General features: G+C 62.5%; 28 protein-coding genes. 11 read left to right on the forward strand and 17 right to left on the reverse strand.

Annotated features, from left to right (window positions below; translation table 11 throughout):
- The coding region (locus B7L68_RS05895) for a pantothenate kinase (protein WP_081246760.1) at window positions 1-626 on the forward strand (626 nt) is incomplete at its 5' end.
- On the opposite strand, the gene B7L68_RS05900 is transcribed toward B7L68_RS05895, so the two are convergent.
- A complete protein-coding gene (locus B7L68_RS05900) occupies window positions 623-1,414 on the reverse strand; it encodes a 4-phosphopantoate--beta-alanine ligase (RefSeq protein ID WP_081246761.1) in 792 nt (263 codons plus the stop codon). The genes B7L68_RS05895 and B7L68_RS05900 overlap by 4 nt on opposite strands.
- A gap of 470 nt (window positions 1,415-1,884) precedes the next feature.
- Here B7L68_RS05900 and B7L68_RS05905 point away from each other — a divergent pair, with 470 nt between their 5' ends.
- The gene (locus B7L68_RS05905) at window positions 1,885-2,649 is read left to right on the forward strand and encodes a carbon-nitrogen hydrolase family protein (protein ID WP_193432478.1); all 765 of its coding nucleotides are present in this window, start codon (window positions 1,885-1,887) and stop codon (window positions 2,647-2,649) included.
- A 78-nt stretch (window positions 2,650-2,727) separates the two neighbouring features.
- Here B7L68_RS05905 and B7L68_RS05910 read toward each other — a convergent pair whose 3' ends face one another.
- Window positions 2,728-4,008 (reverse strand): Glu/Leu/Phe/Val dehydrogenase, encoded by a 1,281-nt coding sequence (locus tag B7L68_RS05910; protein WP_081246762.1) that lies wholly within the window; start codon window positions 4,006-4,008, stop codon window positions 2,728-2,730.
- A 210-nt stretch (window positions 4,009-4,218) separates the two neighbouring features.
- Window positions 4,219-5,433: an MFS transporter gene (locus B7L68_RS05915; protein WP_081246763.1), complete on the reverse strand. Its 1,215-nt coding sequence runs from the start codon at window positions 5,431-5,433 to the stop codon at window positions 4,219-4,221.
- Between the two features lie 158 nt (window positions 5,434-5,591).
- On the opposite strand from B7L68_RS05915, the gene B7L68_RS05920 reads away from it, so the two are divergent.
- Both B7L68_RS05920 and B7L68_RS05925 read left to right on the forward strand, forming a co-directional pair.
- On the forward strand, window positions 5,592-6,863 hold the full coding sequence (locus B7L68_RS05920; protein WP_081246764.1) for an MFS transporter: 1,272 nt from the start codon (window positions 5,592-5,594) through the stop codon (window positions 6,861-6,863).
- A 158-nt stretch (window positions 6,864-7,021) separates the two neighbouring features.
- Window positions 7,022-7,225 carry a hypothetical protein gene (locus B7L68_RS05925; RefSeq protein ID WP_304529104.1) on the forward strand — a complete coding sequence of 68 codons (204 nt, stop codon included), beginning with the start codon at window positions 7,022-7,024 and terminating at the stop codon, window positions 7,223-7,225.
- Here B7L68_RS05925 and B7L68_RS05930 read toward each other — a convergent pair.
- The 9 genes from B7L68_RS05930 to B7L68_RS05970 all read right to left on the reverse strand — a co-directional run bounded on the left by B7L68_RS05930 (window position 7,216) and on the right by B7L68_RS05970 (window position 16,046).
- Complete coding sequence (locus B7L68_RS05930; RefSeq protein WP_081246765.1) at window positions 7,216-7,770, reverse strand: nucleoside-diphosphate kinase; 555 nt, start codon at window positions 7,768-7,770, stop codon at window positions 7,216-7,218. The two genes, B7L68_RS05925 and B7L68_RS05930, sit on opposite strands and share 10 nt — an antisense overlap.
- Before the next feature lie 22 nt (window positions 7,771-7,792).
- Window positions 7,793-9,052, reverse strand: coding sequence for a proton-conducting transporter membrane subunit (locus B7L68_RS05935; RefSeq protein ID WP_081246766.1), 1,260 nt, complete (start codon window positions 9,050-9,052; stop codon window positions 7,793-7,795).
- A complete protein-coding gene (locus B7L68_RS05940) occupies window positions 9,049-10,947 on the reverse strand; it encodes an NADH-quinone oxidoreductase subunit L (protein ID WP_081246767.1) in 1,899 nt (632 codons plus the stop codon). Before B7L68_RS05940 ends, B7L68_RS05935 begins: the two co-directional genes overlap by 4 nt.
- Window positions 10,944-12,404: a complex I subunit 5 family protein gene (locus B7L68_RS05945; protein WP_193432479.1), complete on the reverse strand. Its 1,461-nt coding sequence runs from the start codon at window positions 12,402-12,404 to the stop codon at window positions 10,944-10,946. The genes B7L68_RS05940 and B7L68_RS05945 overlap by 4 nt, the downstream gene beginning before the upstream one ends.
- Entirely contained in the window at window positions 12,401-12,697 is a 297-nt protein-coding gene (locus B7L68_RS05950) for an NADH-quinone oxidoreductase subunit K (protein WP_081246768.1), read from the reverse strand. Before B7L68_RS05950 ends, B7L68_RS05945 begins: the two co-directional genes overlap by 4 nt.
- Complete coding sequence (locus tag B7L68_RS05955) at window positions 12,694-13,122, reverse strand: NADH-quinone oxidoreductase (protein ID WP_081246769.1); 429 nt, start codon at window positions 13,120-13,122, stop codon at window positions 12,694-12,696. The genes B7L68_RS05950 and B7L68_RS05955 overlap by 4 nt, the downstream gene beginning before the upstream one ends.
- A 128-nt stretch (window positions 13,123-13,250) precedes the next feature.
- Window positions 13,251-13,787, reverse strand: a complete 537-nt coding sequence (locus B7L68_RS05960; protein WP_081246770.1) for an NADH-quinone oxidoreductase subunit I — start codon at window positions 13,785-13,787, stop codon at window positions 13,251-13,253.
- Between the two features lie 2 nt (window positions 13,788-13,789).
- Complete coding sequence (locus B7L68_RS05965) at window positions 13,790-14,803, reverse strand: NADH-quinone oxidoreductase subunit H (RefSeq protein WP_081246771.1); 1,014 nt, start codon at window positions 14,801-14,803, stop codon at window positions 13,790-13,792.
- Between the two features lie 28 nt (window positions 14,804-14,831).
- Window positions 14,832-16,046 carry an NADH-quinone oxidoreductase subunit D gene (locus B7L68_RS05970; RefSeq protein WP_081246772.1) on the reverse strand — a complete coding sequence of 405 codons (1,215 nt, stop codon included), beginning with the start codon at window positions 16,044-16,046 and terminating at the stop codon, window positions 14,832-14,834.
- 150 nt (window positions 16,047-16,196) lie between these two features.
- Here B7L68_RS05970 and B7L68_RS05975 point away from each other — a divergent pair, with 150 nt between their 5' ends.
- On the forward strand, window positions 16,197-16,463 hold the full coding sequence (locus B7L68_RS05975) for an AAA-associated domain-containing protein (RefSeq protein ID WP_081246773.1): 267 nt from the start codon (window positions 16,197-16,199) through the stop codon (window positions 16,461-16,463).
- 145 nt (window positions 16,464-16,608) lie between these two features.
- The gene (locus B7L68_RS05980) at window positions 16,609-16,899 is read left to right on the forward strand and encodes a hypothetical protein (RefSeq protein ID WP_081246774.1); all 291 of its coding nucleotides are present in this window, start codon (window positions 16,609-16,611) and stop codon (window positions 16,897-16,899) included.
- A gap of 670 nt (window positions 16,900-17,569) precedes the next feature.
- On the opposite strand, the gene B7L68_RS05985 is transcribed toward B7L68_RS05980, so the two are convergent.
- Together B7L68_RS05985 and B7L68_RS05990 are read right to left on the reverse strand one after the other, a co-directional pair.
- Complete coding sequence (locus tag B7L68_RS05985) at window positions 17,570-17,800, reverse strand: DUF504 domain-containing protein (protein WP_238136351.1); 231 nt, start codon at window positions 17,798-17,800, stop codon at window positions 17,570-17,572.
- A gap of 28 nt (window positions 17,801-17,828) precedes the next feature.
- Window positions 17,829-18,377 carry an ADP-ribose-binding protein gene (locus tag B7L68_RS05990; protein ID WP_081246776.1) on the reverse strand — a complete coding sequence of 183 codons (549 nt, stop codon included), beginning with the start codon at window positions 18,375-18,377 and terminating at the stop codon, window positions 17,829-17,831.
- A 75-nt stretch (window positions 18,378-18,452) separates the two neighbouring features.
- On the opposite strand from B7L68_RS05990, the gene B7L68_RS05995 reads away from it, so the two are divergent.
- Window positions 18,453-18,992: an inosine/xanthosine triphosphatase gene (locus B7L68_RS05995; RefSeq protein ID WP_081246777.1), complete on the forward strand. Its 540-nt coding sequence runs from the start codon at window positions 18,453-18,455 to the stop codon at window positions 18,990-18,992.
- Window positions 18,993-19,292: 300 nt separating this feature from the next.
- Here B7L68_RS05995 and B7L68_RS06000 read toward each other — a convergent pair whose 3' ends face one another.
- Entirely contained in the window at window positions 19,293-20,228 is a 936-nt protein-coding gene (locus B7L68_RS06000) for a glycosyltransferase family A protein (protein ID WP_081246778.1), read from the reverse strand.
- A gap of 273 nt (window positions 20,229-20,501) precedes the next feature.
- Complete coding sequence (locus tag B7L68_RS06005) at window positions 20,502-21,227, reverse strand: hypothetical protein (RefSeq protein WP_081246779.1); 726 nt, start codon at window positions 21,225-21,227, stop codon at window positions 20,502-20,504.
- Between the two features lie 314 nt (window positions 21,228-21,541).
- Between B7L68_RS06005 and B7L68_RS06010 the strand changes: the two genes are divergently transcribed.
- Window positions 21,542-22,249: a hypothetical protein gene (locus tag B7L68_RS06010; RefSeq protein WP_081246780.1), complete on the forward strand. Its 708-nt coding sequence runs from the start codon at window positions 21,542-21,544 to the stop codon at window positions 22,247-22,249.
- A gap of 116 nt (window positions 22,250-22,365) precedes the next feature.
- On the opposite strand, the gene B7L68_RS06015 is transcribed toward B7L68_RS06010, so the two are convergent.
- The gene (locus B7L68_RS06015; protein WP_081246781.1) at window positions 22,366-22,917 is read right to left on the reverse strand and encodes a PaREP1 family protein; all 552 of its coding nucleotides are present in this window, start codon (window positions 22,915-22,917) and stop codon (window positions 22,366-22,368) included.
- A 435-nt stretch (window positions 22,918-23,352) separates the two neighbouring features.
- On the opposite strand from B7L68_RS06015, the gene B7L68_RS06020 reads away from it, so the two are divergent.
- From B7L68_RS06020 to B7L68_RS06030, 3 genes are all read left to right on the forward strand, one after another.
- The gene (locus B7L68_RS06020) at window positions 23,353-23,952 is read left to right on the forward strand and encodes a PaRep2b protein (RefSeq protein ID WP_081246782.1); all 600 of its coding nucleotides are present in this window, start codon (window positions 23,353-23,355) and stop codon (window positions 23,950-23,952) included.
- Between the two features lie 475 nt (window positions 23,953-24,427).
- Window positions 24,428-24,859 carry a DNA-binding protein gene (locus tag B7L68_RS06025; RefSeq protein ID WP_238136353.1) on the forward strand — a complete coding sequence of 144 codons (432 nt, stop codon included), beginning with the start codon at window positions 24,428-24,430 and terminating at the stop codon, window positions 24,857-24,859.
- On the forward strand, window positions 24,808-25,029 hold the full coding sequence (locus B7L68_RS06030; RefSeq protein ID WP_081246783.1) for a hypothetical protein: 222 nt from the start codon (window positions 24,808-24,810) through the stop codon (window positions 25,027-25,029). Before B7L68_RS06025 ends, B7L68_RS06030 begins: the two co-directional genes overlap by 52 nt.
- The last annotated feature ends 324 nt before the right edge of the window (window positions 25,030-25,353 follow it).

Raw genomic sequence — 25,353 nt, forward strand, 5'->3', positions numbered from 1 at the left:
AATCGCCTGTGGACCTCGGCGTTGGGTACGGCCTAAGCGCCGCGTTGACTCTCGGCGCCGCTCTGGGCGCCGCCGCGTTGGCGGGCAGGCCTATGCTCGAGGGGGCCAGGCTGGCGCACGCGATCGAGGTGAGGCTGGGGACGGGGCTTGGCGACGTCGCGGCGGAATATTACGGCGGGGGGATAGAGATGAGGGTCAGGCCGGGCGCTCCCGGCGTCGGCCTCGTGGACAGGATTCCGCATCCCCGGGATTTAGTCGCGGTGGCTGTGGATCTGGGCAGATATCCCACCGATAGGATGTTGGCCGAGCTGAGGGATAGGCTTGCGGCCGCCGGCGATAGGTATATGGAGGAGCTCATGCGGGAGCCCACCTACGAGAGGTTCGCATCTTTGAGCAGGGAGTTCTCGAGGGAGGTGGGCTTCCTCGGCGGGGATCTGGAGGGCCGTATAGGGGCCTGCGCAAGATATGCGGATACCTACTACGCGAAGAAGCGGGTCCTTCTCTTCTTGACCTATAGAGACGAGGCGGAGGCACTGGCGGAATGTCTAAGGGGCGTGGGCCTCGCGCCTAGGGGCTTCGCGCTTTCCGAGGCTGGGGCTAAGATCTTCACGGATAGGCGGCGTTAAGCCTTGGGCAGCTCCAGCCTGATGCCTCTCCCTGCAAGTTCCTCCAGCCGCCTCCCGATATATCTCAAGACCTCCCTTAGGTTTCTATCGTTGTCGAAACCGCCGGCGAGGGCCGACAGCTCGTCGCGGGGTCTGCCCTTCAGCTCCTCGGCGAACTTCGCCATGTTTGGAAGAGCCCTGGTTATATTGTCGACTATGGTGATGGTGGCGGCTCTGGATGTGCGCGAGAGCGGGTTTAGATCAACAGCTATTACGGTCTTGCCCATCCTCCTCAGGGCCTCGGTCCTATCTCCGTCCTCCAGCGGGACCAACACGACGTCAGCCGCATATATGCCTCTGCAGGAGACCCTCCGCCTCTCGCTGAAGAGCTCCGGTATCGTGCAGGAGGCGTCGTCGCCTACGCCGAGGACCTCGGCCGCGCCGTTCCTCCGCAGAATTTCAGCTATTAACAGCTCCCTCTCCCGAGACCTATAGAAGAGGTTAACCTCCAGCTTGGCCCCGACCGTTTTCGCCAGCTCGACGAGCTCCCGCGGCGCCAGCGCCGCCGCGTTGCCGTTGACCGAGATGACCGGACGCTCGGCGAGGAGGAGGGCCGCCGCTGCGGCGCGTTCGGCCTCGAGGGCCGGCGGCGTGGTCTGCTCGCCTATTAGGTAGTCGAAGCACTCGCCGCGGCCGTGGGCTATCAACCCCTGCATAGCCACGAACCCCTCCCTGAACCCCTCGACAAGGCGTTCCCTCACCAGCAGCGACTCCCGGCGAGGGTGGCTGGGCGGTATCCACGCCTCCACGGCGCCTCTGGCACGGATGGTTAATATTTATTCCCCACGTTGGGATGGCGCCCGCTCGGAGGGACCGCCCAGCTTCGTGAAGAAATACGCCGACGCGGTTGCCCCATAAAGGGCCCCCATCGAAAAGGCAGTTGCCGATTGTGTCGGCGATGAGAAAAGGTCTTGTTTCCAGGGCCGCGAGCGCTAAAGGGACCTAGATAATTGCGCCTTCGACGAATCTGAGCACGGTCACCTTCTTTTCCTTCTTTTCTGCGGCCTCCTTAGCCTTCGCCTCGACCATAGGTCTAGATGTGCACCGATTTAAATTTCTTCAGTTACATTGCCCCTTCAGCCCCTGCCGTTTCGAATACGTCCCGAGATGAGGACCTATGGAGCGGTCCCTCATTTACCGCGTCGGAGCAGACGCGGCGGCCGGGCGTCCCACGGCCCGGTGCCGGGAGCGTTTAAATTAGCTCTGGCCAGTTGGATCCGTGCGGCTTGCCTTGATCCAATCCCCCAGATTCTCGAGCCCCGCGAACGGCTTGAGGTGGTTGATGGACAACATGCCGAGGGCCGATCTGGCCGTGCTTCCGGAGTACTGGGTGGGGACGGCCCCTCTCGACGGCGAGGGCTTCCGGCGCTATATCTCCGGCATAGCCGAGGCGGCCGCGGCGTCGGGCGCCACCATCGTGGCTGGCGCCGTGGCGGTCGTAGCCGGCGATGTCGTGAGGAACATATGTCCCGTGGTTGGCCGAGAGGGCCTGCTGACGTGGGGCGAGAAGATATTTCCCTCAGCCGCGACGGAGGAGCGGGCCCGAGTGGCCGGCGGCTCCAATCTGGCGCTCTTCAAGGTGTTGGACTGGGCCGTGGGGTGTCTCGCCTGCGTCGATCTGGTCTACCCGGAGCTGGCGCGCAGATTGGCCCTGGCGGGCGCGGACGTCGTGGTGAACCCGGCGAGCATCTCGGCGGATAGGAGGGGTCTCTGGGCCGCGCTGGGTCTGGCCAGGGCCTTCGAGAACTCGATATTCGTCGCCGCCGCGCTTGGGACCGGCTACAGCTATCCCGACGGCAGGCCGGCGCGAGGCGGCTCCTTCGTCGCCTCGCCCAACGGGGCCCTTCTGGAGTTCGGGGAGGAGCCTGGCGTATATCTAGCTGAGCTGGACCGAGGAGAGGTGGAGCGCGCCAGAAGGCGCAGACGTTATCTAGACGACGCGAGGTCCATGCCGCCGATCGGCATAAACAGACACGGGCTCTAGGCCATTGAGGCGATCATCGATATAAGCCGCGTAGACGGTCGCGCCTCCGGGGCCTAGACGCGGGAACTGCGTAGGGGACTATATCCATCCTCTGGCCTTCATCGCCCTATATATCCTCTCGACGGCTATGACGTAGGCGGCATCTCTCACGGTCCATCCCTTCTCCTGCACCCACCTCTGGTGTACCCTCTTGAAGTTGTCGGCCATGATCTTCTCGAGCCTGGCCCTAGTCTCCTCCTCGTCCCACATAACCCACTGGAGGTTCTCGACCCACTCGAGGTACGACATGACGACGCCGCCGGCGTTGGCGAGGACGTCCGGCACCACCACTACGCCCCTCTCGTAGAGGGCCTTCTCAGCCTCCGGCGTAGTCGGCCCGTTGGCCCCCTCGACCACGAGCTTGGCCCTAACCAGCTTCACGTTATCCTCAGTGATCGCGTTCTCTAAGGCGGCAGGGACGAGGATATCTGCATCGATGCCGAAAACTGCGCCGGGGTCCTGCGCGATGGACGCATCGTTGTACTTAGCGACTTGGCTCAACAGATCCGGCCCCCTTGCATTTCTATTTTTCTCGATAAGCTCCGCCGCGACCAGCCCGCCCCTCTTGTACACAGTCCCGTTCACGTCCGATACGGCGACCACCTTAACGCCCATCTTCTCCAGCCAGTAGGCGGTCCATCTGCCCACGTTTCCGAACCCCTGTATCGCCGCGGTCTTCCCATCGGAGGACCCCCAGAGGGCCTTTGCGGCGTATACGGCTATTACCGCCACTCCAAGGCCTGTGGAGTACTCCCTCACCGGGTTCCCCCAGAGCTCTGGAGGCTTCGCGGTGAAGACGCCGGGTACGTTCCTACCCGCTATCTTGGAGTACTCGTCGGCCATCCAAGCCATTATCTGGGAGTTGGTCCCGACGTCGGGAGCCGGTATGTCCAGCTCGTCGCCGATGAGAGGCGCCACGGCTCTCACATATCCTCTGGAGAGCTCCTCGAGCTCTCTCGGCGAGAGCCTTCTCGGGTCCACTCTGACGGCTCCCTTGGCTCCTCCATAGGGTATCCCGGCCAGGCTGTCCTTGAGGGTCATTATGGTGGCTAGGGCCACGTCGTCGGCCAGGGAGACCTCGGGGTGGAAGCGTATGCCGCCCTTATAGGGCCCAAGCGCGTCGTTGTGTTGCACCCTATAGCCCTCGAAGAAGGCCAGGCCGCCGCCATCGAGCCTAACCGGAATAGACACGGCCAGAATCCGCTTAGGCCTAGAAAGATATTCGTAGAGCTCCGGGGGGAAGCCGCCCAGCTCTATACTCCTTCGGAGGAGCTGGAGAGTATTGCCCAGGAAGGCGTTCATCTGGGTTACCGACAACATTGTGAGATCGATGGAGGATACTTATAAGCTTTTATTTACATATATCCTATTTATTTCAATATAGAATATATTGAGAGAGAACGCCGCCATCAGCTTGAGACGGCCGTCATAGTTAAAATTATCGTTAAAATATATACTGCCTATCGCGCGTATTCTATAAGATCTAAATTACTATATTTATATTATTTATAGAAATCTAAAAATATTTATTTATTCAATCTTAATAATTTTCGTCTCTCTACCGAATAGATAGATGGCTACGCCAGACGCAAGCCAAGCCGCTGCGTAGGTCGACAGCGCAGCGGGGAAGGAGAAGTATGCGGGGAGCAACGGCCCTATTATCATGCCGACGCGCGCCATGGATCCGCTGCTGCCCATCCCCGTCGCGCGGAGGTCCGCCGGGAAGGACTCGGGCGTATAGGCATATATGAGGCCCCACGCGCCTAGGTTGAAGAAATTCAAGGCGGCTCCGGAGGCCAGGAGCCAGACTGCGCTGGGCGCGGCGGCGAAGGCGACGGCGGAGACGGCGGATCCCGCGAAGAACAGGAGCAGACTGGGCTTCCTGCCCATCCTCTCTATCATGTATGCGGCCGCGAAGTAGCCGGGCAGTTGGGCTAGAGACATGGCGAAGGAGTATTCGAAGGTGGTGACGAGGCCGAATCCCCTCTTGGCTATCATCGTGGGGAGCCAGAGGAAGGCGCCGTAGTATCCGAAGGCCAGTAGGAACCAGGCGGCCCACAGCAACAGCGTCTGCGGCCTGTAGCCGGTCAACAGATCTCTGGCCGAGTGCCTCTCCACACGGCCGAGCGCTACGCCGTAGGTCCTGGCTATGGCGTACGCCCTCTGCGGATCCCTGAGGTACAGCCACAGCGGAGACTCGGGGACGGCCGATCTGAGGACTAGGGCATAGAGCGCCGTCAGGGAGAGCAGGGCCAGCGGGATCCTCCAGCCGATGCGCGGAAAGACGAAATAGGCCAGGGCGGCCGCCAGGATCGAGCCCACGGACCAGAAGCTCTCCAGCAAGACCACGTTTCTGCCTCTATGCCGTGTCGGGGACAGCTCCGACATAAGGGAGGCCGCCACCGGGAGCTCTCCGCCGAGACCCAACCCCGTGACGAGGCGGAGCAACGACAGATCCGACGCCGATCCGGCCAGAGCCGTCAGCCCAGTACCAACGCTGTATATGGCCAAGGTGGCCATGAAGACGGGCTTTCTGCCCCAGATGTCGGCAAGCTTCCCGAAGAGAAGGGCGCCTATCAGCATCCCCACGTTGTTGGCCAATATAACCAAGCCGATCTCGCCCTTGGTGAGCCCCAGCTCCTGCGAGGCGGCGACCAGTATGTAGGACAGCAGCAAGACGTCCATCGCGTCGAACATCCAGCCTACGCCGGCCGATACCAGGAGCTTGACGTCTTTCATGCCCATGTGCGCCACTGCCCGAGCCAATAGTATACAGTTGCGTGCAATATTTACGCAGAAGGAGCCGTCGGGCTTCCGCCGGACGCCGCAACGCCGCGCATGGAATACATAGGTTTCTGCAGGCGGCGCCTATATGGCTTAAATACAATTTGCTTCTAGCCCGTATGTCCCTCAGGTTCGTGATAGCCGCATCGACCGTCGGGACGTTGATCGAGTGGTACGACTTCTTCGTCTACGCCTCCCTCTCCCCTATTATATCCATCCTCTTTTTCTCTAAAGGGGACCCCGCCGCGGCGATCATATACACGTGGCTCATCTTCGCCACGGGCTTCGTGGTGAGGCCCGTCGGCGCCCTCCTGTTCGGCCATCTGGGCGACAGGGTAGGCCGCAAGTCGACGTTTCTCGCGACCCTTATCTTGATGGGCCTCTCGACCGCGGGCATAGGCCTTCTGCCCACCTACGCGCAGGTCGGGCTCGCCGCGACGGCCCTTCTGGCGGCCCTCAGGATAGTGCAAGGCATAGCGCTCGGCGGGGAGTACGGCGGCGCCGTGACGTACGCCCTTGAGTACGCGCCCAGCGGCAGGAGGGCTTTCTACGTCGGCTTCATCTCGGCGACTCCCCCGCTGGGGTTGGGGCTCTCCTCGCTCACCGTGTTCCTGTCTTCGGCGTTCCTCACGCAGCAGGCCTTCGCGTCGTGGGGCTGGAGGATCCCGTTCCTCCTGGCGCTTGTCTTGACCGCCCTGGGCGCATATCTGCGCCTGAGGCTGGCCGAGACGCCGTTGTTCGAAGCCCTGAGGGGGAGCGGGGCCGTGGCGAAGGTTCCCGTAGTCGAGGCCTTCGCCAAGTACTGGAGGTGGATACTGGTCGGAATAGCTATTGCCGCCGGGCACGCCGTCCTGGCCTATACGTCCACGGCGTATATATTCACGTTCCTCACCTCAGTGCCGAAGTGGAGCCCCGTCGAGGCCAACGCGATAGTCGGCACGGCCGCCATCCTGCAGCTGCCCCTCTACATATTCGCGGCCTGGCTCGGCGATAGGCTGGGCAGGAGACTTGTGTACGTGATCGGCCTCGTCCTAGGCATAGCGACCTACTATCCCCTGTATACACTCCTCTCCACGTCTAGGGATCTCGTCGTCGCGGTTCTGGCGGTCTTCGCGCTTATAGGGGCCACGGCGTTTACGTTCAGCATATTGGGCACGGCGCTGGCCGAGCTCTTCCCCACGAGGGTTAGATACAGCGGCATGTCCATAGCGTTCAACATAGGCATAGGCTTCTTCGGCGGCTTCACCCCGTCGATAGTGGGGGCCATAGGCCTTGCGCTCAAAAACCCGCTCGCCGGCGTGGCGCTTTATACATATGTCGTAGCCGCGGCCGCGCTCGCCGTGGCCCTGTTGGCGTTGCCGGAGACCAAGGGCGTCGACATATCGAAGTAGGCAGTCACGGCCCCTGGAAACCCCACTGCGGCGGATCGACGCACTAGCTTATTAACCGGCCGTCTCTATCGGTCGGTGATGCGGTGTGCCGCCTCCGAGCGGTGAGGTAATTCCTGTCGGGGCTGATGCCTATTTATTGCCGGAGGCGCCTCATCTCCGTGAGGCGGCCGTTGAGGTTCTACGACATAGCGGCCGGGAGGGCGTTCGTCGCAGACCAGTACCAGGTGGTGGAGGTGCCGTCCTCCAGAGGGGCGCCCGTCCGCCTCGCCGTGGCGAAATCGCCCTATACCGGCAACGAATGTTACAGCTTCGCGCCCAGAAGGCTGGAGATAAAGTCGGCCACGTTGAACGGCTACCTATAGCTGAATACCTCCCCTTCTTTGAACCAGTACGATATCTCCCGCCGCGCCTCCTCCGGGCTGTCGCTGGCGTGGACCAAGTTGCGGATGGACCGCCTCTCCCTGTTGGCCAAGTCGGGGCTGTCCGAGGAGAAATCGCCTCTGATCGTGCCCGGCTCCGCCTTATAGGGCAGGGTATTGCCCACCAGCTTCCTGACCACGCTTACGGCGTGGTTGCCCTCGACGACCATGAGAAGTATGGGGGCCTCGGTCATGTAGTCTATCAGCCATCCCTTCACCATCTTGCCTATCTCCGTCGGGTCGTCGGTGCCCAGCTCCGCCTTGGGGTCTATCCCCATCTCCCTATAGCTGTTGAGGGTCTTGTTGCCCACGCTTCTGAGCCAAGACTCGTCGCTAGGGTAGAAGCCGGCCATCTGCTCCCTGGAGGCCCAGACCATCTTCGCCGCAACTATCCTCAAGCCGGCTCTCTCGATCCGCGAGATCACTTCGCCGATGAGCCCCCTCTTGACCGCGTCAGGCTTAACTATGACCAGCGTCCTCTCGATCATGGACTGGGAAAAACAGGCCTTTTTAAGGTATGAGCGCAACGAGGAGTAGGGGCGCCGCTACGCCGAGGATCACCGCAAGCGTCGACGTGAGCACCGACGTGGCGTTGTCGGCGCTTGGGCCAGCCGGCTCCACGACTTGCCTGAAGACGCGCAGATAGTAGGGGGTCGCCAAGGCGCTGTTGAGTATAACCAGCACTGCGACGCCCACCTGGCCCAAGGCGAGGGACAGAAGTATCAGCAGGAGCTTAGGCCAAAAGCCGAGCAGAGGCGGCACGCCCAATAGGGACAGCACGTTGAGCGTATTTGAGAGGACGCGCCTCTCGGGGACGGTGTCGGCGTGTCTCACAGTGAGGGCGCCGAATATGCCGGCCTTGCCGAGCCCCGAGGTCAGCCCTTCGAGCACGATCACGAGCGACGCCACGGAGAACGCCGACATCGTGCCCACAAGAGGCAGAGAGACGGGCTTATTCCCGAAGTAGAAAACAAGAGCTGCGGCGGCTACGGCGTAGGACATATGCGCTATGGACGAATAGGCGAGGATGCGGCCGAAGGTCCTGGCCGTGAGGCCAGCCGCGTTGGCGAAGGTCATAGACGTGAGCGCCACGACCAGCAGGGCGAATGCGGCGGCTTTGGCCATGGGCACCACGTTCAGTAGGGTCAGCAGTACCAGCAACGGCGTCAGTTCCCCGAATATGGTGAGCGCGGCCACGCCCTTGGGCGTGGAGAGGGCGAACGCGTCGACCATCCAGAGGTGGGCCGGCACCAGCCCCAGCTCGAAGACGAAGCCGAAGGCCAGCAGGACCCAGCCGAGGGTCGGCGCTATGTACAGCGCGATGGCGAACCCGAGCACCATTAGGGTCTTGCCGACGGCCGAAAAGATGAGGTACTTGAGGGCGCCCTCCAGATTCTCCCGCTCCCTCCCGGATGCGAGGAGGCCGTACACGCTGGCGGTCGACACGGCGAGGGCGGCCAGCCCCGCGAAGGCGTAGTTCAGCGCATATTGAGGCGCGGCGACCGCCCTATAGTAGGCATAGGCGGCGAGCGCCGTGGATGCGGCGGAGAGACCCAGGGCCAGCCCGAGCCCGCCGTAAGGCCAGTCGAGGGCCAGCGCTATGGCCAGGACGCCCAGCAACGTGAAGAAGAACGCGGCCTCCGGCACGAAGAAAGCCATGGCGAAGATCGCCACCCCCATGGCGGCGGCCAGATAGCGCCCGTCGACCTTAAGCGCCAAGGGCGTCAACGCGGCGAAGGCCAGCACGACGAGGAAGAACGGGTCGATCATAGCAGCACCAGCAGTATGAGCACCAGAGAGCCCGCTATGGCGTAGAGCAGATACCAGCTGAGGCTCCCGGTCTGCAGGCGTCTAAACGCGGCGGAGATCTTGCTGAAGGCCCAGGGCAACGCCGCGTGGTATAGATTGTCTATCACGCCGCGGTCGACCGCCCAGTAGATCAAGTGAGCCAGGTTGTGGTATACCCAGGCCAGGACCCCGTCGTATAGCCAAGGCAGATAGAACCTCCTGTAGCCTATCCTCCAGAGCGGCGTCAGGGCACGCGACCTTACGCCGGGCCTCAACACGTAGAGCGCAAGAGCCGCGGCGAAGCCCACCAGGAAGGCCAAGAAGCCGGGCGACGCGACGAGCCTCGCCAGCTCGTCCGCATAGAGATAGGCCAGGTAGCCGCCTACGCCCAACGCGGCGAAGGCCAGGACCGTGTAGGGTACCCACATTATGGGGTGCGCCTCGTGGATGTGCTCCTTGGGCTCGGGGCCGTGGACCAGCGAGAGGCCAAGCAGCCTGAGCCCGTAGAGCGGGGCGAGGAACGCTATGAGGCCCGCGACCAAGACGCCCGAGAGCCCGACGGCGTCGAACCCAGCCGATATGTTCTCGACGGCCATCTCCTTGGTGAAGAACCCGGCGAACGGCGGCGTGCCTATCAGCGACAGCATGGCCAGCCAGAGCGCCAGTGAGGTCGCCCTCATGTAGCGGCCCAGCCTGCCGACGGCGCCGAGGTACTTCGTGCCGCTTTCGTGTATTACAGCGCCATACCCCATGAACAACGGCGCCTTGGAGATGGCGTGGCCGACGATCTGCATGAAGGCTATCCACAGCAAGGCGATAAGCGCCGCGCCTCCTCCGGATAGCCCCAGGAGCCCGGCGCCGCCCGTGGCGGCCGCTATTATGCCGAGATTGGCAGCGGTGGAGCCCGCCAGGACCAGCTTGAACTCGTCCACGGTCAGCGCTATTATCGACGAGAGTATGGCGGTCAACGCGCCGAATATCAACACGGCCAGGAAGTATGTCTGGGCTCCCTGCACCGATGCGAATATGGGAGCGGTCACTATGAGGAGGTAGACGCCTGCGTTGACCATCGTGGCCGCGTGTATCAACGCCGAGACGCTGGTCGGGCCCGTCATGGCGGTGAGGAGCCACTCGGTGAAGGGGAATTGAGCGGACTTGGTCAGCGGCCCCATGAGGAAGAGGAAGAGCGGAAGTAGGCCTAGGGCGGACGCCGCAGATCCGAGCCTGAACAGGCCCGACAGCTGGACCGTCCCGAGGGCGACGAATATATAGGCGAGCGACACGAGGAACGCCGAGTCCCCTATCCTTATCGTTAAAATCGCGCGGAGGCCTGCCTTGGACGGCGGCCAGCTGTAGTCCACGAGGGCCACCCGATCGCCTGGATGCCCAACCCACTTGACGTCGGGCTCGTCGTCTTTGTACCAATGGCCTATCAAGGCCCAGGAGGCGAGGCCGACTCCCTCCCAGCCGACGAGGAGGAACCACAGATTGTCGGCGTATGTGATTATGAGCATCGACGTCGCGAAGAAGCCCATGAAGAACCAGTACCACCCAGGCCTGTAGTCGCCCTCCATGTACTTCACGCTGTACAGCACTATGAAGAAGACCAGCCAGGCCACCAACATGCCCATGACCCCGCTGAACTGGTCCAGATGTAGCGATATGTATATGCCAAGCTGGGGTATCCACGGCACCGAGTAGGTCTCCGTGTATATGCCCGAGACCGGCGGGGAGTACGTCAGCACGGAGAAGACCGCCGACAGCAGAGAGCCGAGGACAACCAGCCAGGCCTTGGCCTTCTCCCCAGGCAGGAAGAGGCTGAGCACTGAGGCTATCAACGGCAGGAATATCGTCAGGAACGCGTATTCGGGGCTCATAGGCCCACCGGGACCAGGCGGTTTTGTACGTATACGCTTATGTTGGTCCAGAGGCTTGACGACATCGGCGGCAGGAACAGCAACACCGAGAGGAGGGCGGTGGACACGATGGCCACGAGGGCCGCGTCGTACGGGCCGGCCCCGCCTATCTTGGGCGGCCCGAAGAAGACGTTCCTTATGGTGGCGAAGGCGTAGATGCCGGTGACGACGAGCATGGCGGCGAAGGCTATATATAACTCTATATATTCCATACCTAGGTACGTCTTAACCAGCGCCGTGGCCAACGTGATCTCCGATATCATGCCTATGGTCAATATGCCGGCTAGGTTCAGGAAGCCCACCACGGCGGCGCCGGCCAGGGCTGAGTTGTAGCCGTAGAGGCCGCCCATCCTATCTATATCGCGGGTGTGTAGATGCATTATGAAGTAGCCGGCGGTCATGAAGAGGACGGCCTTGCCCAGCCCGTGGCTGATGTAGATCAACGCGGCGGCCGTGAGGCCGAAGACGTTGCGGAGCGAGAGGGCGAGGATCATGTATCCCATCTGCGATACGGTGGAATAGGCGAAAAGCCTTTTGATGTCGCTCTGGGTATACGCCATCATGCCGCCGTATATCGCCGTCGCTATGCCGTACCAAGTCAAGGGGAAGAACCAGCTCCGCGGCATCAGCGGGAGGGCCACTATGGAGATCACGTAGCCTCCGAAGCCGACAAGCACCGGCGACAGGAGGGCCGACAGAGGGGTGGGCGCCTCGGCGTGGACGTACGGAAGCCACATGTGGACGCCGAGGGCCGCCATCTTGATGAAGGACCCCAGCAGGACCAGCAACACGGCGAGGTAGAGCAGGTCCCTGGGGAGGGCCCCGGCCGCGGTGGCCGGCACGGGGACCGTGGTGACGCCGTTGAGGTAGAGCACTATGAAGCCGGCGAGCATCAGGAGCGCGGCTACGTGGGACCAGACCAGGTACATCACGGCGATCCTCGCCCTGTCCCCATAGCCGTAGTACAGCACTTGGAACAAGGAGGCTATCAGCGCCACCTCTATGAAGATATAGATGCCGAAGAGGTTCTGGGCCGCGAAGGCGCCGGCCAGGCCGCCGAGGAAGAAGCCGTAGGTGAGGTAGAACGTAGTGTTCCTCACGCCGAGCTCCTCGGCTCTGTGCTCCATATAGGGGGCCGAGAATATGGCGACCATTATGCCCACAAGGGCCACCGTGAAGACGTAGGCGGCGTTGTACGGCTCTAGATAGAGCGAGAAGATCGACCAAAGGCCTGTCCCGGCCGAGCCGAGGTACCTCGACCCGCCGAACAGAGAGAGGGACGAGACGGCGAGTAGGGGCAGCAGCGCGACGGCGCTTATGTAGGCGGCCGCCTGGGTGGAGCGCCTGGCGGCTACGTAGGCGGCCAGCGAGAGGGCGATCGGCAACAATATCGAGGCGTAGAGAGCCAAGCCCGTCATGGCCTATCTCCGCCCGACCTGAGCTCCTCCAGGTCTGTGGTCTTCGCCGCGGCGTACGTCCTATATATCACGGCGCCTATGATGGCTACCTCGCCGGCGGCCATGGATATCAGCAGCACGAGGGCCCAGAGGCCCACCGAGGGGGCTGTGGATAGGACCGGCGCAAGCGCCGCGAGGGCCCCCACCACGACGACCTCAACGGCTATCAGGAGCCGCACCATGTTTCTGCTGGCCGCAAGTCCGTAGAGTCCCACGGCGATCAGCACGAGCCCGACGGCGATAGCCGCGATCATGCCCTCTTCGCCACCTCTATGGCCACCACTAGGGACGACACGAGCAGGGCCGCTATCAAGGCGAGGAGGTCGAAGTTGGGCTGCAGCTCCTGGCCCACTTGAGGCGGCGGCGCCTGCGGGATCAAGGCCCACAACAGCAAGGCGGCGACGACGGCGAGGACCGCCACGGCCGCCTTATACCGCCGCGGGTAGTCGAAGAAGCCGCCGTACATGGACGCGGTAACCATAACCATGAGTATCACAGAGCCTATGTAGACCACGAAGACCAGGAAGGAGGCGACCACCAGCCCGGCTAGGGCGTAGTAGCCGGCGACGGTCGCGGCCGAGAACGCCAAGCTCAGCGCGGCTACGGCGTTGTCCTTGACCAAAACTGCGAGGACGCCGAAGATCAGGGCAACCGCCAGGACTGGATATTCCATGAACATGTAGGGTGCAGAACAACGCCCTTTTAAATAATTCTTGGGTCAAGTGCAAAAAGAGTTTGCCCGTACCCCACGTCTCCGCAGCCCTTGAGTTTGGCGTAGGGCCGGAGGTGTAACTGCTGGATCTCGGCCTAGCTCTCCACGACCGGCACAGAGGGCGCCGGCGGGAGCGGCTTGTGTTCGCCGAGCTCGCCCAGCCTTACCTTGACCACGCGTCCCCCGGAGTACTCGTGGACGACCTTAACCACCTGCGGCACGAGCTTGGGCACTTGAGGCGGCTTCCTCATCATGTCGGGGGTATACATCATGTCCTCGTGTCTGTAGAACGCCAAGTCCCTCATGTCGGTGGGGTACAGGGCGTAGGTGGGGCACGCGTCTATGCAGTAGTGGCACATTATGCAACGGCCGTAGTCTATGCCGGGGTAGCGCCTCCCGTTCTTCTCCATGTACATCTTTATGGCGTTTGTCGGGCATATGCGGGCGCATATCATGCAGGAGGTGCACCTCTCGGTCCAGAGCCCTATCCAGCCTCTGACTCTGCCCATATAGTCGGGCACCTCGTAGGGGTAGTAGATCGTCAGCCTCTCCGGCCTAAGCGTGTACTTGAGGCCGAGCCCTATCACGTCTAGGACGGCCCTTATGGCCTCGCCCACCTTCTGGCCCGCCATGGCTACAACAGGAAGTACTCAGCCGCGGACACCGCGGTGGCGGCCACCGCGATGGTCAAGACCCAACGCCAGCTGAAAGACAGCGTGTGGTCCAGCCTGGCCACCGGCATAACTGAGCGCAGGAACACGAAGAAGAGCATGAGGATAAACGTCTTTATCATGACCCAGGCGGCTGCGGCTAGATTGCCCCAGAGGTCCGCCGGCCACGGGCCGGGCGCTATGGGGGCCCATCCGCCGAGGAAGACCAAGGCGCCGAGAAGCGAGTAGGAGAACAACGCTATGTATATCCCGCCGGCGTACGTCAGAGCGAGGAATATGGAGGAGAAATCGCTGTAGGGGCCCGTCGCCACGTCTCCCTCGTAGTCCGCTATCTCGAAGGGGAAACGGCTGGTGGCCATCGCGACGCCTATTATGTAGACGATAAAGGCCAGCGGGTTGTAGAGCGCCCCGACGATGTATGTCTGCTTGGCCACTATCTCTATGGGGTCTATGGTCCTGTACGTCAGGAACATGCTGGCGAAGGCGTCCAGCAGAGGTATTTCGTAGGCCGTTATTATCAAGGCCTCCCTCGCGGCGCCTATATAGGCGAAGCGGTTGTTGACCGCCCAGCCCATGCCCACAACGATTATGAAGAGGTAGAAGAGCACGGCCAGAGCCATGATTATGCCGTAGTGGAGAGAGGGCCTGGACAGGAGGGCGAGGTAGGGGGAGAGCGGCACCATGAAGGACGGCATGAGGGCCAGAGCTACGAAGAGCGGCGGGAGGGCTACGAACAAGACCCGGTACGAGTCCACGGTGATTATGACCTCCTGCATGACGAACCTCACGGCGTCTGCGATCAGCTGGAAGTAGCCGCCCAGCCTAGGCGACACGTGGAGGGGGCCAACGCGCATCTGGACCCTCGCCGCTATCTTCCGCTCAGCCCAGACGATCGTGAGGAGTATCAAGGTGGACACCACTCCGTCGAAGAGAAAATCCCACAGCCGCGGGGAAAGGAGCCAGGAGGGGATCTCCATAGCCCTAAGTAAAGAATCCTTTTTTAAGTTATCTATCGGCTTCAGGCGGGAAGAAGCCGAAGCTGCCGTAGATCGCCGGCAGGTCCATCAGCCTGGCGCCTATAGTCGCCTTCATGAAGGCCCTTAGGTTCTGCCACGAGGGGGTCGAGATCCTGACCCTGAAGAGCCTCTCGGTGCCGGCGCCGAAGACCTGGAAGAAATACCGCCCTCTGCCGCCTTCGGTCACGCCCGTGCCCTCGGCCAGATTGGTCGTCGTGACGTAGTAGCCGCTCATCCTCACGAGCTCGTTAAGCATCTCCCTCTCCTTGGGGGGAATCTTGTGGGCAGCGTTGTGGCCCACCAGCGGGCCGTCCATGGGCATCGCCTTGAATAGCTGCCTGATTATCCTGGCGGCCTCCCTCACCTCCTCGATCCTGACCAGGGTCCTGGCCAGAGAATCGCCCTCGTCGTGAACCCTCACCTCCCACTCCAGTTGTTTATACACGCCGTAGGGCATATCGCGCCTCGCGTCCCAGTCGACGCCGGAGCCCCTCGCCCCCGGCCCGGTGGCCAGATACGCCGCGGCGTCGCTCTTGCTGAGGTAGCCCACGTCCTTAAGCCTGTAGTAGCCCACCGGGTTCTTGACGACCAGCCTGTAGAACTCGTCCATCTTCCTGTCCAGGAAGTCCAGGAATCCGGCCAGCCTCTCGTAGAAGGCCTTGGGCGGCGCCCTCCTGACGCCTCCCGGCAGGACCCAGGTCGGCGTGGTCCTGGCGCCGGTGGCTATAGCCCATAGATTGACCAAAAGATCGCGGAGGCCGAAGCCGTACATGAAGCCGGTGGATGACCCTATCATTATGGCGTGCAGGGCGAGGTCGTAGAGGTGGACCGATATCCTGCTCATCTCGCCGAACAGCGTGCGGAGGTACTCGGCCCTCTCGCTCACGTCGTAGCCCAACATCCTCTCCACAGCCATGGAGTAGGCCCACGTCACGTTTATGGCATCAGGCAGAGACAGCCTCTCGAAGAGCGGTATGTTCATCATGAAGTGCCGCGTCTCCCCGAGCTTCTCCATGGTCCTGTGGACGAAGCCGGGGTCGGGCCTTATGTCCACTATTATGTCGCCGTCGAGCTCCACGAAAAAGCGGATGTGGCCAGAGGTGGGGTGCTGAGGGCCGAAGAGAAGCTCCAAGGTCCTCTTTCCGCCGGGCCCGGACTCGACCTCGCTGAGGACCATGCCGTACTGCTCCATCTTAAGGCCCATGGAGATCTACGGCCCCTATAAAAATATCGCCTTAGCCAGACGCGGAAAACGCCGGAGGCGGCGGACGGGCGCGGGAAATCGTCCATCGACCCGCCTGGAGGCCGGCACACAGTCGGGCACAAGCTTATAAAGACATTATCGAGCATTCATGTGGAAAACGTAGACGCCGACAGTCTGCTGGGATTCCTAAAGCTGCTTCTCGACTTCGGGGGGAGGGCACACATAGGCGAGCTGGCGAAAAGCCTACACCTAACCCTGGACGAGTTCTACCACGTCTTAAACGCGGCGGAGGGCCTGGGCGCGGTCAAGCTGCAGGACAACCAGGTGGCGTTGACCCGCAGAGGCCTAGACATACTTCGGATGAAGTTCGGCGACGTCCACCACATGGTGAAGCTGAGGGCAGAGGAGTTGATCTAGATATGCATCTTTTCGGGTCAACCCCCATATCGATAAACAAATAGGTTAGTCGATTTTTATTTTCCTTAGATAATTACTCAAATATTAGTAAAAAATCGCTTTTATCGGGAAATAAATATATTTATTTTGGAAATTTCCGTAGGCCGTGATCCCTGAGGAGCTCGCCGAATTCGCGGAGGGCCTGGCGAGGCAGGTGGCCAGATCGGCCGGAGCCAGAGGAGCCGGCCTGGAGGAGGCGCTCTACTACGTCTATCTATGTACGATAGGCGTACTCAACGACGAGATGGAGCGCGTAGAGATCGTCAAAAGCCGCAGAGGCGTATCGAAGCGGTTGCCGCCCCCAGAGCCCATAGCCGAAGAGATCTTGATGTGCGTAAAAGAATCGCTGGAGCGCGGCAGACCCGTGGTGGAGAAATACGACTACTACGCGCTCTAGATCCGCCGGCTATACCGGAGACGCCGATAGCGTCGCCACAAATATATAGTGTAAAATGAGTTTCTCAGATATAATAAATATTATATAACATAATGTATGATAACAAATAAATATAAAAATAAAACATATTATATGACAGAGCAACCTGCTATGTTGTTACATATTATCTGAATATCGTCGTATGCCTCGATCAACTGGTAAGCTTAAACGGTTCACGTTCTGCATGTTTTAGACGGCGTAGCTGCCCAAATTCCCGCCGTATTTCTCGGCGTATCTATCTGAAAACAGAATTCATACCTGCCGCGTTCGTCGATCTCCATGCGCCGATACTGCGCCGCCGGATAGCCGCGGAGGATCGCGCCCTCTACGGCCTAGGCCCTATCAGCGAAGGACGCGAACCATTTCTATGTCCAATGAATATGGTATATTTATATATAAAATATATTTAATTGATAAGCGTTTCTATTATATAACTAAGTATTACTTGTTGAGTTGGTCAAGACATCGGTTTACCTTCCTCCTTTTGCTAGCTGGTCCCAGATAACACAGGCGCGGGCTGTCGGCTTTCTGCAATGCGGCGTCAATTCCCTCGGCGCATCGCTGTTAACGCGGAATCTCGGCGTTAGTTAATGCCGGCATAGTTGAAATATTGTCATGCCCGCGGCGGCCGTTAACGGCGCCTCTTCAGGAGGACTTTTCCCTCCCCGTCTCTTATCTCGACTACCCTATGGTAGGGGATGTAGGCGCCTGACTTCGTGGTGAATCCGCCGTGGCCTATCTCCGCGAGCTCCTCAGTGGAGATCTCGGCCAAGTCCCCCGGGGAGCCGCGGTTGACGTAGACTATAGATCCCCTCTGGCCCGTCCACCTGAGCTTGTTCAGGATGCCTCTGATGGGGTTCACGGAGGTGCCGGCGTCCGGCCTTAAAAGCCTACCCCGTGCCGAAGATCTGCCGGAAGACCTCGGCGTATGTCCCATAGGCCTCCTCGCCGTATAGGCATACTATTATCCTCCGCACGTTTCTAAGCCTCGGCGCTACGCGCTTGACGGCCTCCGCCGTGAGCCTGGCGGCCTCTCGGTAGGGGCAGCCGAATATGCCGGTGCTGATCGCCGGCAGGGCCACGCTCTTGAGGCCGAGCTCGTCGGCTTTCGCCACAGCGTTCTCGACGGCCTCGCCTATCTTCTCGATGGGTTCCGACCCGCAGCGGGGCCCCACCGCATGTATCACGTACCTGGCCTTGAGCCTCCCGGCGCCTGTGACCGCCACGCCTCCGACGGGGACGGGGCCGTGCCTCCTGACCCACTCCCTGCTCTCCTCCTGGATCTCCCGCCCTCCCTTCCTCACTATGGCGCCGGCGACGCCCCCTCCGTGCTCCAGGTAGGAATTGGCGGCGTTCACTATGGCGTCGGCCTCCAGCTCGGTTATGTCGCCCATGGCCAGCTCCACGGACACCCCGGGGGCCGCCTGGAATCTATCCATGGCCGGGCCCAGGCCTGCGGTTAAATAGGTTGCGCGGCGTGCGGTGAATATTTAAGGCGGGGGCCGCGGGGGGCCGTGATTGTCGCTGTCGCGTCGAGGAACCCCAACAAGCTGAGGGCCGTGGAGAGGGCCTACGCCATGTTCGGCTTGAGGGCGGTCGTGCTGTCGGCGGAGAGGCCGCCGGATCTGCCTCCCCAGCCCCTAGGCCTCGCCGAGGTCTTCAGAGGGGCCGCGGAGAGGGCCAGACACGCGCTGTCGGCCGCGCCGTCGGCGGAACACGGCGTGGGCATCGAGGCGGGCGTGGTGGAGCTCGGCGACCTGCGCCTCGACGTGACGGTGGCCGCAGTGGCGGATAGATCGGGGCTGGTGACCGCCGGGGTCGGCCCCGGCTTCCAGGTGCCGGGGAGGTTCCTCGCAGACGTGCTCAGGGGCGTGGAGCTGGGGAAGCTCGCCGAGGCCTTCTTCGGGAGACCCGCCGTCGGCTACCGGGAGGGGCTCGTCGGCGTTCTCTCCAGGGGAAGGGTGACCAGGCTGGATCTGAACACGGCCGCGGTGGCCATGGCGCTGCTGCCCCGACTGCCCTACAACTCCCGTCTGTACGGCTCGGAGCCCTAGGAGCCGGCGTATGGCGGAGAGCTGCGCGGCGGCTCACGGGCAGGGGACGAGCCGTCGCTCCACAGCCCCCCATCCCTCCAGCGCATAGGGCTGCCGGAGTCGAGATCGCGGCGGCCGACGGCTACGTAGGCGTCCCCTCGGCAAGCCCCGGGAGGGCCTTCGCGGAGGGGCGTGGATCGGATTCTGGGGCCTGCGGCGCGGACAGCGGCCGTTGCCCCCTCGTGGCGGCGGCCGCGGCGTCTCTGGGCCGATCCGCGTGAGCGCCTCGCCGAGGCGTGCAGGAAGCCGTCGGGGCCGGGATCACTGGGGGCATTCGAGCGCCCCCAGCACCTCCTCCCTCTTTAGGTAGATGTCCTCAAGCCTCTTCCTGAACTCGAGGGGGGAGAGGCCCTCCCTAATTCCCCTTATGGCCGTCGCGAGCCCTAGCTTCGGCACGCCGTCCTCTAGCCTCGCGGCGAGGTCCTCGAGGAGGTCCAGGTCCAGCTTGAGCAACATGTTCACCGCGAAGGGGAATGCGTGTTTCTCTAGGCATAGGTATTTATCCAGCAGGGGGTCCTCGGTCCTGGACAGAGACTCGCTCCCCAAATGGCGGACGGAGGCGCCCCGGAAGCGCATGGAGTGTCCCCCCAGCGCCATCCCCCTCAGGGCCAGGACCGTCTCGTTGTGGCTTCCCCTCAGCGAGTAGGTGGGGACTTGAAACCCCAGGAAGTAGTTGGTCTTGAGGCTCATGTTGACTCCGCCGATTGCGACCGACCTCTCGACCTCCGCGGTTCCGGCGGCCTCGCCGTCGACGCTGAGGCCCGTCTTGGTCACGAACGCCGTATATCCCTCGAACCTCGAGTCGTACGGCTCCATGTACTTCGTCCCCTTGAACCTCCTGAACAGCGCGTTGGGGTAGTTTTTCCACTTCCTGCCCTCTATGGATCCCGAGGCGATGGCGGCGTCGGGGTTCCTCTCGTGGAACTCCAGGTGTTCCTCGACCCAGGTGGGGGACGGAACCGCGTCGTCGTCGGTGAAGAGGGCCACGTCGTCCGGGTTCAGAGCGGCCAGGGCCAGGTTGAGGGCCTCCTCGTAGAGCCCCTCCCTCTGGACTATAACCCTATCGGCGCGGCTCGCCTTGAGGCCGCCCTTGGCTATCAACACCACCTCGAAGCCCCGGAACGTCTGACGCCTCAAGGCCTCCAAGGCCTCTCTGAGGGTCTCTCTGCCCGAAGTCGGGATGAAGACTTGAACCACGGAGGATTTAGCTTCCCATTTTTAAACTGGGCGTCCATGCGGCATGTGTCCTCCAGCGGCTGGGGGAACGCGGCGTGGGCTAGGTTGGACGCGGGAGCCGCCGAACGTCCGCCGATCTTGCGGAGGGCCTATATGACTGGAGCGGCTCGACCTAGGGCCCAAAGGCGCCGGGGGCCCCTAAGGCCTAAAGCGAGCCGGGGGCCGAGCCCTGTCTGTAGGCGGAGGGACCTACGGCGGGTCGACGATGAGGGCTTCAATCCCTTCGGCGGGCCGTTAGGCCCACAGCTCCTCCCGCGGCCACTCGCCTCTGGAGACGAGTATGCCCTCCAGTATCGCCACGAGCATCTGGAGCTTTAGGTAGTAGTCGAGCAGATCCCTGCGCCCGGTCTCCTCCCACTCCTTCTCCATTAGCTCCGCTATCCGCCCCAGCTCCCTCACGTCGGCCGCCGTATATCTGCCCTCTCTCACCGCCTTTATCAACTCGATCAGCCGCTGCCTCACCTCCTCGGTGTAGTACTTGGACCTCGCCGGCGGAACCAGCGAGAGGTAGCCCGCGAGCGCCTCCGCCTCGACTCCGGTCAGCACGCCCTTGGTAGACAGCACCTTAAGCAACGTCGAGTTGTATATCTGGAACGACCTCCCGAGACCGGCCAGCTGCTCCTCTATTTTGTCCATACGTCCGCCCAGATCGCCTATCTGGCTCTCTAGGTTGCCCACCCGATCCTCCAGGCGGCCCATTCGGTCCTCGAGGGCGCCCATTCGGCTCTCCAGCTTGCCCACCCGATTCTCTAGGTTGCCCACCCGATCCTCCAGGCGGCCTACGCGCTCTTCTAGTCTATCCAGCCGCCCGCCCAGCTCGCCGATCTGCCCCTCCAGCCTGCCTATGCGCATCTCGACTCTGCCGATCTCGCGGGAGAACAACACGTAAAGCACTGCTACGGCCGCCGCGACGAGCGGCGCCTGGCCGAGCATCGCAGTCAGCACGTCCCCGATGCTCACGTGATTTATCACGACGAGGGATAAAAGCTTTTTGTGCGTAGCGGTCTGTATGGCTGTCGGCGGGGGATTTCCCTCGGCCTCTCCGCGATGGCCGCGTCCACAGGGCGGTCTGCCCGGCCGCCGGACCTACGCGCTCCGCCGTCAGCGCCTCTCGGTTGCGGCGATACGCTGTCTACGACGACGGTTGCCGCCAGCGCGTGCGACCGGCACAGCCGCCGGTCGTTCCGGCCGAGCGCCTCGCGCCCGCCCCGCCGCCGACTGGCGGTTAACGGGGATAACCCTCTCGTTTTTATTTTCCGGAGCACCGCCGCGGCGTGTTGCCGAGGGAGAAGAGCGTGGTGGGCATACTGACGTCAAGCTACCTGCTGGCCGTGGCGACCTCCCTCCCGCGCCTCACCCCGCTCCCCCTGGCCGTCGCCGCCGCGGCGTATCTCCTCCACCTCCTCACCTTCGACTCGGTGTTCTACGCCAGGAACCCCATGCAGTTCTACTCCCTGACCGCGCTGAACTTCCTGCCGTATTTAGCCGCCGCGGCGCTCGGCTGGTGGAGCCTCCCGGCCTACGCCATAGGCCTCCTGCTCTTCGCGTCGTATGCCGTGCTCATGCATAGAGGGAGGAGACGGACCGTGGAGGGCGTCGTGACGGGCACCGCCCTCCTCTCCTCGACAATCCTTCTGGCGAAGGCTATCGTGATCCACCAGCTGGCGCTGAGGGACTACCTCCTCTATGCGCTGTTCGTCGGATATCACGTGGCCGCCGCCTACTACGTCGAGTCGCGGCTCGCCTTCAGGAACGTCAAGCCCCACGTGGCGCTATACGTCTGGATCCCCGCCGTGGCCCTGACGGCGCCTCTCTGGCCCGCCGCGCTTATAGCCGCCGCGGAGCCCACCTACAAATTCGCGGCGAACATCAAGAGAAACACCAAGTACTCCCGCTATCAAGACATAGCGAGGATGGGCCGGCGGGAGCTGGCGAGGGGCGCCATCTTCACGGCCCTCCTGGCGGTCCTCTACTACATCTGAGGCCCCTCAAGTCGGGGATCTCCAACGACGCGAGGCATTGGACGCCCTAGGCGGTGAGATGGCGAGAGGCCGGCCGGCGTCGGCGCGTCCTCAAGCCTGCGGCGGCCTCGACGGCGCTATCGCCCCAGGGCGCCTCTAAGCTCCGCGAGCGCCTTGTCCAGCTCGTCGGGCCGCTTGACCCTGCCCCTAAGGGCCTCGACGCGCCTCGCCACCTCGCCCGCAAGCCTCAAGACGTACTCCACAGCCTCCTCCCTACTCCCGAACTTAGAGAGGGCCATGTCGGGATCCGGCCCGTTGTACTGATAATCGTGAAGGAGGAGCGCGCGGTCGGTCCAGAGCGATATGCCCTCGTGGCCGGCCTTCTCGAGCATGAGCGAAAGCGCGACCATCTTGGTCGTGGGGACCCTAGGCACCGCGGTGGATTCAAGCCAACGCCGCTCCTCCTCGGTCTTGACCAACGCCTTGAGCCTCTCCAGCTCTAGGCGCAGTAGGGCCGCCAGGAGGGCCCTCCAGGCTTGAAAGGCCTTGCCGGCCGCGTTCCTCGTAAGGCCCTCCTCAAGGAAGCGAAGCGCCAGGCGGGCCTCCACGAGAGCCTCCAGCAGGCGGGCCTCTATATAGCCCTCGTCGGAGGGCTTGGGCAGAGGACGCTCCACGGCCTCAACAGCCATGGAAGGCATGGCCTCCTGGCTTAAATGCTTTACAGTACGGCGAAGCTTCCCCCACGCAGACGGCGTCGACCGCCTATATGGCGCCATGCGAGGAGAGTGGCCGAGATCCCCCCATAGACCAAGCCCCTCCATCCACAGATCCATCTAGTTTGTCGAGATCGGAGACATCTCGGCTCGTTGCGCGGTCCACATCGCCAGCCGCCGCGCCAGTTACGCCGACTAGCTCGACGGCGGTCTCGGAAGGGCTCTGGCCGCCGCTGGAAGGCCTGAGGAGGCTGGACAGGCCAAAGGCCGTCGGCTCCTGCCGCAACTATATATTCCTCTAGGGGATCTCGGCTGGCCGGAGGCCGACGTCAGGAGGGCTACGGCGCGGCATCTCGCCGACAGGTCCAGGAAGCGACGCCTAGTGAGCGCCGCAGAGAGTCCCCTTGACCAATCAACTCGTCGAACCGGGGCCGCGCCGAGCTCGCGGCGCGACTCCTGAGGCTTGTGGGCGTGGACGCCGAGGTGAGGATGGCGGGTAGCGGTGCTTGGTACGTCGTGGCCACAACCGACATACTCGCGGCCGGGCGCGAGGAGCTCAGGGACGCCATCGCCGAGGTCGTCAAGGCGGCCGCCGCGATGGGTTGGGTGAACAGGGAGAAGGCGGAGCGCTGGCTGAGGAAGCTGGAGAGGGGGCACACGATAAGGGAGGGCCGGCCCAAGTACAGCGTGGGATTGATAGGCTACACGCTGGCGGTCAGATATCAGTCCACAAACCCCCACAGCATAGAGCGGGAGGCCCGGCGGCTTAGGGAGATGGGCCTCATGGAGGGCCGCCACTTCACGGCCAAGATGCCGGAAGACGGGAAGATTGGCTACGTCTTGATCCGCAGGGAGGGCTTGGCTTACGCGGCCTGGCTGTCTACGCGCGGCCCCGGCGGGCGGAGGAGGCTCGCTGTCGAGTTCGTGGAACACGTGCTCCAGAGGGCGAAAGAGAGGGGCGGGGAGGTCTATAGAAAGGACCTGGAGGCCGTGGAAAGGGACAAGGGGTAGCTCCCTAAGGCCTGCGGACGTAAAGGATGGGGTCTTCGTAAGGGGGACGAAACAATCCTCTTTTTCCTCCTTCTCCTTCATCTCCCTCCTTTCAGGAGTGCCATCAGATCAATCCTCACAGGGGGCTAGCCCCCTGTGAGCATTAATTCTGAGTTGCCCCTGTAGGCGCGCGGCCGAGGGCGGACAGGGCCCGCGGCCGTGAAGGCGGCCCGGACGGCGTGACTGGAGATACATAGACTCGCTGCCCCCCAGACTGAGGGCCGCGTTGATCTTCTACATAGAGACGGGGGATCTCTACGTCGCCGCCAAAATCGCAGGTCTGAAGGCGGATGAGTTCAACGAGCTCCGCATCAAGGCGAGGATACCCCACGTGAATTAATGGCCGTAGCGGACACCTCCTTTCTGATAGACTGGGCCAGGTTCTCCCTCAGGGACCTCCTGTTCCGCGTGTTCGACACGGTGTGGATGCCCGAACGTGCTGAACGAGGTGCAGAGCGAGAGGACCCTCACGTGGATAGCCGACCGCCTGGCCTCCGGACACATGTCGCTGTTCCCCCTCCTGCCCGAATACCGCGACCGGGCCTTGAGGCTGGTGGAGCTCAGCCGACGCGGACCCGCCCGCGGCCTCGACTTCCCCGAGGCCTACTGCATAGCCGTGGCCGAGGACAGAGGCTACGTGGCTCTGTCGGAAAACGGAGCCGCCTACTCGGCCCAATTCCTCTACACCACGGCCAGGGTGTGGCGGGCCTACGAGGTGCTGTGGGAACTACGGCGCAGAGGGCTCGTCCCGGACGACGTAATCTACGTCTATCAAGAAGAGACAAGGCATAAATTCCCCCAGAGAGATGTCGAGAGGTGGAGAAGCTACGGGAGCTCGCAGAGCGCGAGAGGGAGGCCAGGGAGTTGAGGAGGAGGGAGGCCGACTGGAAATACATAGACTCGCTGCCGCCGCGCATAAAGGCGGCCGTCAAGCTGTTCATAGAGACGGGCGACCTGCGCCTATCCCAGAGGATCTCCGGGCTGGGGCTGGAGGACTTCGTGGAGCACCTAAGAAGGGCCAACGTCTGGATCACCTAACGCCCCCACCCCCGCCAGGCCGGCGATCCTCGACATCCGCCGACGCGGCTGAGAGCCTTCCGACGGAGCCCCTCACCGCCGCAGTCGGACCCCCAGCCAGACCCCCTCCCAGGCCCTAAGGGCGTCTGCGTTTTTGCCGTTGGCCCAAGACTTCTCTGAGGGCAGGGCCGGCCAATAGACGCGCGTCGCGGGGCAACCAGCAGAGGCGCCACGGCGGCCGCGTCGAGGCCGAGCCGGGCGATCCCCCCTCCCCGACCGCCGACAAGGCCCCCTCTGTAGAGTCGCTGAGCCTCTCGATCTTCGAAAACAGCCACTTTTAAACTG

This window comes from Thermoproteus sp. CP80, assembly GCF_002077075.2.
Taxonomy (GTDB): Archaea; Thermoproteota; Thermoprotei; order Thermoproteales; family Thermoproteaceae; genus Thermoproteus.